Annotated in this window: 9 protein-coding genes; 5 read left to right on the top strand and 4 right to left on the bottom strand. The window is 70.3% G+C overall.

The window, feature by feature from the left end:
• Both ACIRDX_RS15980 and ACIRDX_RS15975 read left to right on the top strand, forming a co-directional pair.
• A partial coding sequence (locus ACIRDX_RS15980; RefSeq protein WP_396626432.1) for a prolyl oligopeptidase family serine peptidase occupies positions 1 to 1,238 on the top strand: 1,238 nt, incomplete at its 5' end.
• Between the two features lie 75 nt (positions 1,239 to 1,313).
• Positions 1,314 to 2,162, top strand: coding sequence for a DUF6920 family protein (locus ACIRDX_RS15975; protein ID WP_396626431.1), 849 nt, complete (start codon positions 1,314 to 1,316; stop codon positions 2,160 to 2,162).
• A gap of 60 nt (positions 2,163 to 2,222) precedes the next feature.
• Here the strand turns inward: ACIRDX_RS15975 and ACIRDX_RS15970 are convergent, their stop codons facing one another.
• The gene (locus ACIRDX_RS15970) at positions 2,223 to 3,263 is read right to left on the bottom strand and encodes an aldo/keto reductase (RefSeq protein WP_396626430.1); all 1,041 of its coding nucleotides are present in this window, start codon (positions 3,261 to 3,263) and stop codon (positions 2,223 to 2,225) included.
• A gap of 153 nt (positions 3,264 to 3,416) precedes the next feature.
• On the opposite strand from ACIRDX_RS15970, the gene ACIRDX_RS15965 reads away from it, so the two are divergent.
• Complete coding sequence (locus tag ACIRDX_RS15965; protein ID WP_396626429.1) at positions 3,417 to 5,639, top strand: DUF5916 domain-containing protein; 2,223 nt, start codon at positions 3,417 to 3,419, stop codon at positions 5,637 to 5,639.
• A gap of 101 nt (positions 5,640 to 5,740) precedes the next feature.
• Here the strand turns inward: ACIRDX_RS15965 and ACIRDX_RS15960 are convergent, their stop codons facing one another.
• Positions 5,741 to 6,559 (bottom strand): DUF1080 domain-containing protein, encoded by an 819-nt coding sequence (locus ACIRDX_RS15960; RefSeq protein WP_396626428.1) that lies wholly within the window; start codon positions 6,557 to 6,559, stop codon positions 5,741 to 5,743.
• A gap of 127 nt (positions 6,560 to 6,686) precedes the next feature.
• Positions 6,687 to 8,261, bottom strand: coding sequence for an amidase family protein (locus ACIRDX_RS15955; RefSeq protein ID WP_396626427.1), 1,575 nt, complete (start codon positions 8,259 to 8,261; stop codon positions 6,687 to 6,689).
• Positions 8,262 to 8,329: 68 nt separating this feature from the next.
• On the opposite strand from ACIRDX_RS15955, the gene ACIRDX_RS15950 reads away from it, so the two are divergent.
• Positions 8,330 to 9,547, top strand: a complete 1,218-nt coding sequence (locus ACIRDX_RS15950; RefSeq protein ID WP_396626426.1) for an N-acetylglucosamine-6-phosphate deacetylase — start codon at positions 8,330 to 8,332, stop codon at positions 9,545 to 9,547.
• Positions 9,548 to 9,565: 18 nt separating this feature from the next.
• Here ACIRDX_RS15950 and ACIRDX_RS15945 read toward each other — a convergent pair whose 3' ends face one another.
• Positions 9,566 to 11,431 carry a DUF885 domain-containing protein gene (locus ACIRDX_RS15945; protein ID WP_396626425.1) on the bottom strand — a complete coding sequence of 622 codons (1,866 nt, stop codon included), beginning with the start codon at positions 11,429 to 11,431 and terminating at the stop codon, positions 9,566 to 9,568.
• A 114-nt stretch (positions 11,432 to 11,545) separates the two neighbouring features.
• Here ACIRDX_RS15945 and ACIRDX_RS15940 point away from each other — a divergent pair, with 114 nt between their 5' ends.
• Positions 11,546 to 12,004: a VOC family protein gene (locus tag ACIRDX_RS15940; RefSeq protein ID WP_396626424.1), complete on the top strand. Its 459-nt coding sequence runs from the start codon at positions 11,546 to 11,548 to the stop codon at positions 12,002 to 12,004.
• The last annotated feature ends 82 nt before the right edge of the window (positions 12,005 to 12,086 follow it).

Raw genomic sequence — 12,086 nt, 5'->3', positions numbered from 1 at the left:
GGCACGACCACCGTGCCACCCGCATCTATCCCTCGTATGCGGCGCGCTGGCATCCGGATGGCCGTCGCATTGTCGTACTCGCCGATCTCGCGGAGCGCGATCATCTGTACGCCCTCGACGCGACCACGCCCACGTCGGCCCCGGTCGCCCTGACCTCCGGCACGTGGGACGTGACCTCGCTCGTCGACATCGCGAGCGACGGCACGCTGATCTTCACCAGCACGCTGAAGAACCCGTACGAACGCCAGGTCTATCGCCTGACGCCTGGGGCCACCGCGCCGACGGCCCTGACCACGCTCGCCGGCACCCACGCGCCGGTGCTGTCACCTGATGGCCGCCACCTCGCCACCATCTGGACCGACGACGTGACGCCGCCGGAACTCATGGTGACGTCGCATGGACAAGGCACCGCCGAGCGCAGGGTCACCACCTCACCGCTCCCCGAGTTCCCGCGCCACTCCTGGGTACGCGCGCGGTATGCGACCTTCACCAATGCCGTCGACGGGTTCGTGGTGCACGCGCGCATTCTCGAGCCACCCGCGCGAGACCCTGCCCGCCGGTATCCCGTCATCTTCGGGCCCGTCTACTCGAATACCGTGCGGAACCGATGGAATGGCCTGGCAGGGACGCTGCAGCAGTTCCTTGTCCAGCAGGGCTATATCGTCGTGCAGGTGGACGTGCGGGGCAGCGTTGGTCATGGCCGCGCGTTTCGCGAGGCATTCCTGATGGACTACGGCGGCAAGGATCTCGACGACCTGCAGGCCGTGGTCGATGGCCTCAAGGCTCTGCCGTATGTCGATGGCCGGCGGATCGGCCTCTGGGGCAGCAGCTATGGCGGCCTGCTCACCGTTCATGCGCTGTTGAAGCGGCCCGGAGTCTTCGCCGCGGGCGTGGCTGGCGCCCCGGCTGTGGACCCGCACGCGTTCGGTCCGGACGACGTGGCGATCACCCGGACGCCCGAGTCACATCCCGAGGCCTTCGTGCGCGGGTCGGCGCTGAATCTGGGCGACGACCTGCGCGATCCGTTGCTGATCATCCACGGGCTCATGGACGACGTGGTGCCATTCCGCACGACCATGGCGCTGGCCGAGCGGCTGATGCTGCTTGGCAAGGACTTCGACGTGGCCACCGCACCTGGTGCCACGCACGCGTGGACGGCCCGCGAACACTACGCGCGCTACTTCTATCGCAAGCTCGTGCAGTTCTTCGACCGGCACCTGGCCGCGGGAGTCCGGTGACGCGTCTCCCGACGTGGCCACGCCAGCTCGACGGCACCAGCGCGGCGCTATGCCACGCTGTATGCTGACCCCGCGATGAAACGCCTCTCCGTCGGCCTGCTCGGTGTCGTCGGCGTCGCACTCGCAGCCTGGGGAGCGGGTCAGTGGCGCTGGTCGGGCAAGAGCCAGGCGCTGCTCGATCGGCTCGAGTCGTCGCGCGAGCGGGCGCCACAGGCGACCGTCGATCTCCGGGAACTCGACGGGTTGCCGCCGCCGGTGGCGCGCCACCTCAGGCAGGCGCTGCCGGAAGGCGCCACCCTCATCCGCGCCGTGGACGTCGTCCATCGCGGCACCTTCAACATGAGCCAGGCCGGCGAGCAGTGGCGGCCCTTCACGTCGCATCAGCGTGTCGTGACGCGACGGCCCGGGTTCGTGTGGGATGCGCGCATCTCGATGGGGCCAGGCGTCGCCGTTCATGTGCACGACGCCTACGTCGACGGCGAGGGCATCCTCGAGCCGGCCATCCTCGGCCTGTACTCCCTGATGCAGTTGCGAGACCGCGGCGGCGAGGTGGCCCGCGGCGAGCTGATGCGCTTCTTCGCGGAAGCCGCGTGGTATCCCACCGCGCTGCTGCCGAGCCAGGGCGTGCGCTGGGAGCCGATCGACGACACGCACGCGCGCGGCACGCTCGTGGACGGCCCGCTGACGCTGCCGATGACCTTCGGGTTCGGCGCCGACGGCCTGCTCGCGTCGATGCGCGTCGAGGATCGTGGGCGCACGGTGGACGGGACCGTCGTCCCCACCCCGTGGGAGGGGCGCATGTCGAACTACCAGCGGCGCGACGGTTACCTCGTGCCGCTCGACGGAGAGGTGGCCTGGCTCACGCCGCAGGGCCGCCTCCCGTACTGGCGCGGCACCATCACCGACATCACCTATCAGTGCTAGCCGAGGTCACGGCCGACTCGGACAGCCAGCCCCGTCGACGCCACGCGCGGCGCCGCACCATCACCTGATGACGTCGGCCCAGAGGGCCTCCATGCGCGCCCGCATGGCCGCATCGGGAAGACGGCCGCGGCATGCGCCCATGTTCTCCTCGAGGTGCGCGACGCGCGTGGTGCCCGGGATCGCGCAGGTCACCGCCGGGTGCGAGACGACGTACTTCAGCAGGAACTGGCTCCACGTCGCGACATCGATGTCGGCGGCCCACGGCGGCAGCGGCCGCTCGGCGAGGCGCTGCAGCAGCGTGGCGCGGCCGAGCGGCACATTGGCCATCACGGCCACCTTCCGCTCGATGGCCGCCGTGAAGACCTCGCGCTCGGCGGCGCGGTTGCCGATCGAGTAATCCACCTGCACGAAGTCGATCGGGTACTTTCGCAGGGCCTCGGCCACCATGCCGTGCTGCTGCGGGTTGAACGTCGTGACGCCGATGTAGCGGATGCGACCGGCGCGCTTCCACTCCTGGAGCAGCGGCATCAGTTCCTCGGTGCCGTGCATGTTGTGGATCTGCAGCAGGTCGATGCGGTCGGTGCGCAGGCGCTGGAGCGAGCGCTCGACGCTCTCGCGCCCCCCGACGCCGTCGCGAGCCGGGCGTGTCACGCCCGGCGGCGGGCCCGGGAGCGGCGTCGTCGATGGCGCGGGTGTCGTGCCAGGCGTGGCGGCCGGGGCGCTGGCGGCCGGGCCGCCGCGGTCGAACTTGGTGGCGACGAACATGCGGTCGCGCGTGCCGAGTTCGGCCAGGGCGCGACCGACCACACCCTCGCTCTCGCCGTAGCCGGCCGCCGTGTCGATGAGCGTGCCCCCGAGTTCGCCGAGGCGCTGCAGCACGGGGCGCAGCTGGTCGTACTGCGCGTCGCGATACCAGATCGTGCCGAGGCCGATCACGGGCAGGCGCTCGCCGGTCGACGGAATGGGCTTGGTGATCAGCGGCAGCGCTGCGCCCTGCGCCAGGGCCCACGCAGAGCGGGGGAGTGCCGCGAGCGCGCCGGCGGCCAGGCCGGCGCAGAGCAGCCTGCGACGCGAGTCGTCCATCGGGCGTGGCTTGGCCATGGGCCACCGTAGCATGCCCCCGCGCCACCCGAGATGCGTCGGGCTCTTTGCAGCGCGGCCGATTGCCGATATCGTTCCGGTGCCACGCCGCCTCACCGGCCCCCTCCCGACCGTGATCGTCCTCGCCTTCGCCCCCCGTTCCCTCTCGGCTCCGTGCTGATCCGGCGCCGCGGGATCCCGCGCACGTCGGGCATCGCCCGCGCGGCGCTGTTCGCCCTGGCACTGCTCGTCGCCGGGGCGGCCCCGGCACGCGCGCAGCAGGAGGACCGCCCCGACCTGCCGACGCCCGACCAGCTCAACGTCCAGATCATCCCAGGCGGCGAGACCGTCAAGCTCGACGGCGTGCTCGACGAGGCCGTGTGGGCCCGCGCGACGCCTGCCACGGGTTTCTGGCAGTACGCGCCGCTGGATCGCGCGGCCGCGACCGAGAACACCGAAGTGCGCGTCGTGCAGGACGAACGCGCGCTCTACTTCGGCATCACCTGCCACGACACGAACCCGAAGGGCCTGATCACGCTCGACATGCGGCGCGACGCGCCGCTGTCCAACGACGACTACGTGGGCATCTACCTCGACACGTACCACGACCACCGCAACTTCTACTATTTCTCGACCAACACCCTCGGCACGCGCCGCGACGGCATCGTCACCGACGCCAAGTCGTACAACACGGCGTGGAACGGCATCTGGGAGGTGAAGACGCAGGTGACGGCGACGGGATGGACGGCGGAGTTCCGCATCCCGTTCTCCACCCTGCGCTTCGGTGGCGACCAGCCGATGACGTGGGGCCTGCAGCTCAGTCGTGCGATCAGGCGCAAGCAGGAGTCGGTCTACTGGGCGCCGATCCCGCGCTGGCTCGGCGGGCGCGCCACGTGGCGCGCCGAGCGGTTCGGGCAGTTGGTCGGCATCCGCACCGACGCGGCCTATGCGAAGTGGGAGGCCAAGCCGTACGCGCTCGCCGGCGCGCAGCATGGCTGGCGGCCGTCCTCCTCTGACCCGCGCTTCAACGTCGGCGGCGACGTGCTCTACGACTTCACGCCGAACCTGAGGGGCACGGTCTCGATCCGCACCGACTTCGCACAGGTCGAGGCCGACCAGGAGGTGATCAACTTCACGCGGTTCCCGATCTTCTTTCCTGAGCGCCGCGACTTCTTCCTCGAGGACGCCGGGCTGTTCAACGCCGGAATCGAGCAGGAAGTGATGCCGTTCTACAGCCGCCGCATCGGCCTGGTGAACGGCCGGCAGGTGCCGATCCTCGCGGCGGGGAAGCTCTCGGGGCGTGTCGGCGAGTACACGGTGGGCGTGATGAACGTGCAGACCGAGGAGGCCGACGTGTCCATCCCCGGTGGAGCCCCCGTCACCGCCCCGGCCGCCAACCACACCGTGCTGCGCCTGAAGCGCAACCTCCTCACCAACAGCTCGATCGGCGCGATCGTCACCAACCGGCAGTCCAGCAGTTCCTACAGCCGCCTGGCCGGCATCGACGGCAACTTCTGGTTCAGCCCGGCGCTCAAGGGCGAGATGCTGCTGGCGCGCACCTTCAACACCGACGGCGTGCGCAACGACGGCGCCGGCATCGGCCGGCTCCTCTTCTCGAATCGCAACGTCGTCGCCGACGTGCGCTACTACGCCATCGGGCGCACCTTCGTCCCCGAGATGGGCTTCGTGCTGCAGAACGACCTCCGCCGGTCGTCGGCCGACGTGTCGTACACGCAGTGGGTGAACCGGGGGCGCGTGCGCAACGTGATCTACTCGGGCTCCTACGCCTACGACGCCTACTTCGATCACGAGTTCCTCGGACGCCGCAGCAAGGTCGGCGCCGACCTCATGCTCGAGTCCAACGACAGGATGGGGTATGCCTGGGTGCCCTCGCGTGAGCGCATCCTCAGGCCGTTCTCCGTCGGCCCCATCACGATCAGGCCCGGCGACTACTCGAACAGCTCGCACGACCTCACCTTCACGAGCAACGCGAGTCGTCGGCTGTCGGCCACGGCCGCCTACAGCCTGATGGACTACTGGGGTGGCGACCGTCGGCAGCTGACGCTCTCGAGCAACATCCACCCGTCGGCGAACCTGTCGGTCGACCTGATCTACACGCACAACAACGTCGACCACCCGGCCGGCGACTTCAGGACCAACACGTTCAGCAACCGCGTGTTGTACGCCTTCACCACCGACCTGTTCGTGAAGACGTTCGTGCAGTGGAACGACCTCGACGACAAGCTGTCGGGCAACCTGCTCGTGGGCTGGGAGTACCGGCCGGGCAGCCAGCTCTTCCTCGTGTACGACGAGGTCCGTGACCGTTTCGCGTCGCCGGTCCTCGCCCCACGCAACCGGCTCCTGCTGGTCAAGTGGACCTACACGTTCCGGTTCTGAGGAACCGCTGTGGTAGGGACCGCTCTCCGCCCTTCGACGACGCCCAGAGCGGGTTGAGCGCAGTCGATGGCCGAGCGGTCCCTCTCCGCATCAGTACCGGACTACTGCGCCTCGGCGAGCGGGCGGATCCAGATATTGCGGAACCGCACCGGGTTGCCGTGGTCCTGCAGGCCGATGTAGCCCTTGGCGTTGGACGGCGCGTACTTGCCGATCTGCTTGTGCATCGTCGGCCCGAGGTAGGTCTGGGCCGCGTGCACCGTCACACCGTTGTGGAGCACGGTGACGGTCGCCGGCTGCTTCAGCGTGTCGCCCTCGAACCTCGGGCCCTTGAAGATGATGTCGTACGACTGCCACTCGCCGGGCTTGCGCGAGGCGTTGACCATCGGCGGGAACTGGCCGTACATCGCCGACGCCTGGCCGTCGGGGTAGGTGACGTTCTGGTAGCTGTCGAGCACCTGGATCTCGAACACGCCGTTCAGGAACACGCCGCTGTTGCCGCGCCCCTGGCTGTTGCCCTTCACCTCCGACGGCGTCGCGAACTCCACGTGCAACTGGTAGTCGGTGAAGTCGTCCTGCGTCGTGCGGATCATGCCCTTGCCGCTCGACATCACGCCGTCGGCCACCGGCCAGCCCACAGGACCGCCGCCCTGCGTCATCTGCCACTTGCTCAGGTCGGTGCCCGAGCCGAGCAGCACGATCGCGTCTGACGGCGGCGCCAGCGACACGAACGGGCCCGGCGTCACCACACGCGGCTGCGGCCGCATGCCGTCGTGCACGTGCCACTTGCCGTTGGGCTGCATCGGCGTGTCCTGGTACCCCGTCGGCGCGGGTGGCGGGGTAGCGGGCGGGGTCTGGGTCTGTTGTGCGCTGATGGCGGCGCCGGCCAGCAGGCAGGCGACGAGAACGGTGATCTTCTTCAAGGCACGGCTCCTCGTGTGTGTGTCGACGTCCCCGACGGAACGCCCCCGGGCCCGGATGATATCCGCCAACGGCCCGCCAGGCGAAGGCGGGGCCATTGCGCACCGGAACCGTCAGTCGGTGATCAGATCAGCGCAGCGGCGGCGTGCTCGTCGGTGGACGCCGGTGGCCAGTCGCCTGCTCGTACGCGTAGGCCAGGCGGATCAGCGTCGGCTCCGACCACGCCCGACCGAACAGCGTGAGCCCGGCCGGCAACACGCCGCCCCGCGTGTAGCCCATGGGCACCTGGATGGCCGGAAAGCCCGTCTCTGGCGAGAAGAACTGGCTGTTGTCGCCGTGCGGCGTGTTGAGGTCGCCGATGAGGCGCGGCGGATGGCTCCACGTCGGGTAGACGAACGCATCGAGCCGCTGCGCGTCCATCGCGGCGGTCACGGCCGCGCCCACCTGCTGCCGCCACGCGGTGTCGGCGCGACAGGCCTCCGAGTCGGGGCCGTGGTCGGGTATCTCATCGGCGCGCTCGAGCTGCCGGCGCACGCTCGGGTGGAAGCGCCTGGAGGTGAGCACCTCCGCGAGCGACTTCACGGGGACCCGGTCGCCGTGCGACGCCAGGTAGCGGTTGATCTCGTACTTGAAGGTGCGGCACGTGTCGGCCGCCGACGGCGCCTGCTGGGTTGTGAGCGCAGGCACTGGCGCCGGATCGACGATGGTCGCGCCAGCCGCGCGCAGGTCCGCCAGCGCCCGTTCGAACACCTCCAGCACCTCAGGGGCGGTGGTGGCGGTGTCGAAGGCGGCGCGCAGCACGCCGATGCGAGCGCCCTTCAACCCGTTGCGGTCGAGGGCGCGCAGGTAGTCCTGCGGCAGGTGCGCACCGGCGTCGGCCGTGACCGGGTCGCCGGGATCGGCGCCGACGATCACCTGGAACACGCGTGCCGCGTCCTCCACCGTCCGCGTCATCGGCCCGGCGATGTCGGCCAGCAGGCTCAGCGGCATCACCCCGCCCCGGCTCGTCAGGCCCATCGTCGATCGGATGCCCACGAGCGCCTGGTGCGAGGAGGGGCCGCGGATCGAGTTGCCCGTGTCGGTGCCGAGGCCGACGGTGCCGAAGCTGGCCGCCACGGCCGCTGCCGTCCCGCCGCTCGACCCGGCCGTGACGCGATCCAGTGCGTACGGGTTCTTCGTGTAGCCGGGCAGGATCGAGCTCACGGTCTCGTACGGCGTGAACGCCCACTCGGCCATGTTCGACTTGGCCAGCACGATGGCGCCGGCAGCCTTCACGCGCGCCACCTGGAACGCGTCCTTGTGCGAGATGAAGCCCTGGAGCGACAGCGATCCGTTGGCGCTCTGCAGCCCCATCGTCTCGAAGTTGTCCTTCACGATCACCGGGACGCAGTGAAGCGGGCCGGTCAGGCCCCCGCGCGAGAATCGCCGATCGAGATCGTCGGCAGCGGCGAGCGCCTGTGTATTCGTGACGACGATGGCGTTGAGTGCGGGGCCGTTCTTGTCGAAGGTCTCGATGCGTCGGAGGTACTGCTCGACCAGGCCGCGGCAGGTGATGCGCCCGTCGCGGAATGCCGCGTGCACCTGTGCGATGGTCGCCTCATGCACGTCGAAGCGCGAGGAACCCTGCGCGCCGGGGCGTCCGGCGGTGCCCGCGAGCAGCGCCGCGCCGAGCGCGAGCGACACGAACCGGTGGGGTGTAGGCACGACCGAATGATAGCCGGGGCGCGACCAGGGGGCGCTCGCGGCGCGTGAATTGGTACGATGCCCGGCGCATGCCTGCTGCAGACGCCCTCGTCATCGAGAACGCCACCGCCATCCTGCCCGACCGCCTCCTGCCCCACGCTCGCGTGGTCCTGCAGGACGGACGCATCACGCGCGTCGGAGGCGCGTCCACGCGCGTGCCTCGCGGGGCGCGCGTGCTCGATGCGCGCGGCGGGTACGTGTCGCCCGGCTTCGTGGACGTCCACGTGCACGGCGGGGGCGGCGCCGACTTCATGGACGGCACGCCGGAGGCGGTGCGCACCGCCTGCGCCGTCCACGCGCGGCACGGCACCACGACGATCTTCCCGACGACCACCACCGGCGATGCGGATGAGGTCGCGCGCATGATCGCCGCGTGCGGCGTCGTGCGCGACGAGGGCGGCACAACGACGGGCGCGCGCATCGCCGGCGTGCACCTGTACGGGCCGTTCTTCGCCGCCGACAAGGTCGGCTGCCACTCGGAGGCGGGACGACGCGACCCGACGACGGCCGAGTATGCGCGCTACTTTGCCACCGGGATCGTGCGCATCGCGACATGCGCTGCGGAATTGCCCGGCGCTGATCGGTTCTTCCGCCGGGCGGCGCGTGAAGGGTGCCTCGTCACGTGCGGGCACTCCAATGCGTCGTGGACCGAGATGGACCGCGCCTTCGCTGCCGGCATGCGGCACGTGGACCACTTCTGGTGCGCCATGAGCAGCGTGGCGTCGGTCCGTGTTCGGCTCGGCACGCCCATGCAGGGGAGCATGGAGCAGTACGTCCTGATGCAGGAGGGGATGAGCACCGAGGTGATTGCCGACGGCTTCCACCTCGCGCCCGAGCTGCTTCGCTTCGCGCTTCGCATGCTCGGTCCGCGCCGACTCCTGCTGGTGACCGACGCCAGTCGTGCGGTCGACATGCCGCCCGGCCGCTACCGCTTCGGACCCGTCGCCACCGGCACCGACTTCGACCACGACGGCCACGTGGGCCGTGCGCCCGGCGGCGGGCTCGCGAGCTCATCGGTCGGCATGGACCACATGGTGCGGACGATGGTGCGGGCGACGAAGGCGCCGCTGTGGGAGGTGGTGCGCATGGCCAGCCTCACGCCGGCGGAGCGCACCGGCCTGGCCGACGAACTCGGCAGCCTCACGCCGGGCACGCGCGCCGACGTCGTCGTGCTGAGCCCGCGGTTGCAGGTGCGGCAGGTGATCGTCGGCGGTCACCTGCTTCCGCGGGGCACGTCGCGCGCCTGAGGCGCCTGCGAATCGGGCTCAGGCCCGTGTCGCGCCTACCCAGGCGTCGACGTTGCGGCCCAGCACGTCGAGCGGCACGTTGCCGCCGAGGAGCAGCGTGTCGTTGAAGCCCTTGTCGGTGAACCGGTCGCCCAGCGTGGTCTTCGCTGCGTCGCGCTGCCGGTTGATCTCGGTGTGCCCGACCTTGTAGCCGCACGCCTGGCCGGGCCACGAGCAATAGCGGTCGACTTCTGACGCCACTTCCAGTGGGTTGGAGCCGTTCACGTCGACGAAGAACTGGACGCCCTGCTCGCGCGTCCAGCGCTTGGCGTGCAGGCCGGTGTCGACCACGAGGCGGCAGGCGCGGAAGGCAATCGACTGGAGGTAGCCGAGGCGGCCGACCGGGTCGTTCTCGAAGGCGCCGAGTTCATCGGCGAGCTGCTCGGCATACAGCGCCCAGCCTTCCGAGTAGGCGTTGAAGGCCAGCATCTGCCTGATGAGCGGCATGCCGTGTGTGTACTCGCCCTGCCAGATGTGGCCGGGGATGGCCTCATGGAACGTGAGGTCGCCGAGGCTGTAGCGGCTGTGCAGGTCGGTGGTGCGCAGGTTGATCCAGAAGCGCCCCGGGATCGAGCCGTCCACCGCGCCGGCGCCGCCGTACGCGGCAGGCGCGCCCGGCTCCTCTTCGGGCGGCAGCCGCTTCACTTCCATGTTGGGATTCACGACCGTGCCGAACGCGCGCGGCATCTGCGCGCGAATCCAGGCGAGGCGCTCGTCGATGAACGCGAGGATCTCGGCGCGGCCGCGGTCGCCTTCGGGGAACGCGTAGCGCGGATCCTTCGCGAGGGCCTGCATGCGCGCGCCGACGGTGCCCTGTGTGTACCCCACGGTCCTCAGGATGGCGTCCATCCGCGCGTGCAGTTGCTCCAGCTCGCGACGGCCCATCGCGTGGACCTCGTCTGGCGACATCGTGGTCGTCGTCGAGGCCTTGAGCGCCCACCGGTAGTACGCCTCTCCGCCGGGTCGCGCCCACATGCCGGCGTCGCCCGTCGCGACGGCACGCTGCGCCTCCAGCTCGGCGAGCTGCTGCTCGAGCGCCGGGGCGATGTCCTTCGTGGCGATGGCGCGGGCGCGATCGGCCCATGCGCCGGGAATGGTCTTGGTGCGCCTCGCGATCGACTCGACCAGCCCGCCGCCCTCGCGCGTGCCGGTGATCGCGAGTCGCAGCTGCGCGATCGCCTTGTCGAGCAGGAAGGCGGGGGGCACGAGGCCCTTCGCGCGTGCGGCCTGCGCGCGCTCGCGCTCGCCGGCGAGCTGCTTCGCGTAGGACTGCAGCCGAGAGAGGTACGCCTCGGCGTCGGCGGCGTTCTCGATGCGGTGCTCGGCGTCGAGCATCCGGGGGATGTCCAGGTAGGCGCCCACGTTCTGCACCACGACATAGGGCGTGATGCGCCAGCCGCCGACCGGCACATCCCCATAGGGCATGGCGAAACCTTCGAGCGCCGTCGCGTAGGCGCTGCGCACGACATCGATGCTGGTGCGTGTCGCGTGGGTCAGCGGGGCCGTGTCGACGGCCTTCGCCCGTGCGAGGTCACGCGTCAGCAGGGCCGCGATGCGCTGCTGGCCCTCGGCGGAGCGGTCCATCAACTGCGCGCGCAGCCCGGCGCGTGCGCCCGTGTCGAGGCCGAGCGACGTGGCGCTCTCGGGGAGCAGCTGCAGGAGTCCGTTGCCGATGTCGTCGAGCAGCGCGCGTGCCGCGGCCTCGGCGTCGGCGGGCGCAGTGGCAGAGGTGGCGCCCGTGACGGGCGCAGCGGGATCGCGCCGGCAGGCGGAAAGCATCGGAGCTGTGGCCGCGCTCGCGAGCGTGGCGATGGCCTGGCGGCGCGTCAGTGAGGCGTTGGTCATGGCAGTCGCCCGGATGGTACACCGCCGTCGTTGCTACGCTGCCCGCTCCACCGTAGACTTCCGGTTCGCGCCCGAGCTTCCGCTCCCGGACGTCCCGCGCCTGTGGAGACTTCGATGACCGAGACGACTGCCGCGCTCAACGCGACCACCCTGGGCTGTTCCATCACCTGCAAAGATCTCGACGCGTCCCTGCGCTTCTATCGCGATGGCATCGGCTTCGCTGTCGGGCAGACCTACGAGCGCGACGGCAAGGTCGTCGCCGCCGTTGTCACATCGGGCAATTGCGCCATCGTCCTGAACCAGGACGACGGCAAGCTGGGGTGGGATCGGATCAAGGGACAGGGCTTCTACCTGCAGATCAACGTCGCGGCTCCCGCCGACGTCGACGCGGCGGCCGAGCGCGTCGCGGCGGCTGGTGAGAGGGCGGCCAGCGTGCGCACGGCGTCCTCGTGCGCCCCGACCGGGCCCCAGTACCACTGTCCCTTCGCGTCCTTCCCAGGCGTGGCGTTGGACTTCGCATCCGCGCGCAGCACCGTGATCTCGTGCTCCAGTGAGCGGAGGCGCGCTGCATAGTTGGACGGCCGCGTCGTGCGCAACTCGCCGTTCTGCTTCTCGAACGTGTCGCGCTTCTGTTGTTCCCAGGCCGGCGACATGA

The sequence above is a fragment of the Luteitalea sp. genome (assembly GCF_044337415.1).
Taxonomy (GTDB): domain Bacteria; phylum Acidobacteriota; class Vicinamibacteria; order Vicinamibacterales; family Vicinamibacteraceae; genus Luteitalea.
The sequence above is the reverse complement of the archived record's forward strand: the minus strand, read 5'-3'. Positions and strand labels throughout refer to the sequence as shown.

Coding starts and splice junctions, on each gene's coding strand:
- ACIRDX_RS15975 (WP_396626431.1), top strand. CDS start 1,314: ATGAAACGCCTCTCCGTCGGCCTGCTCGGTGTCGTCGGCGTCGCACTC.
- ACIRDX_RS15970 (WP_396626430.1), bottom strand. CDS start 3,263: ATGGCCAAGCCACGCCCGATGGACGACTCGCGTCGCAGGCTGCTCTGC.
- ACIRDX_RS15950 (WP_396626426.1), top strand. CDS start 8,330: ATGCCTGCTGCAGACGCCCTCGTCATCGAGAACGCCACCGCCATCCTG.
- ACIRDX_RS15945 (WP_396626425.1), bottom strand. CDS start 11,431: ATGACCAACGCCTCACTGACGCGCCGCCAGGCCATCGCCACGCTCGCG.
- ACIRDX_RS15940 (WP_396626424.1), top strand. CDS start 11,546: ATGACCGAGACGACTGCCGCGCTCAACGCGACCACCCTGGGCTGTTCC.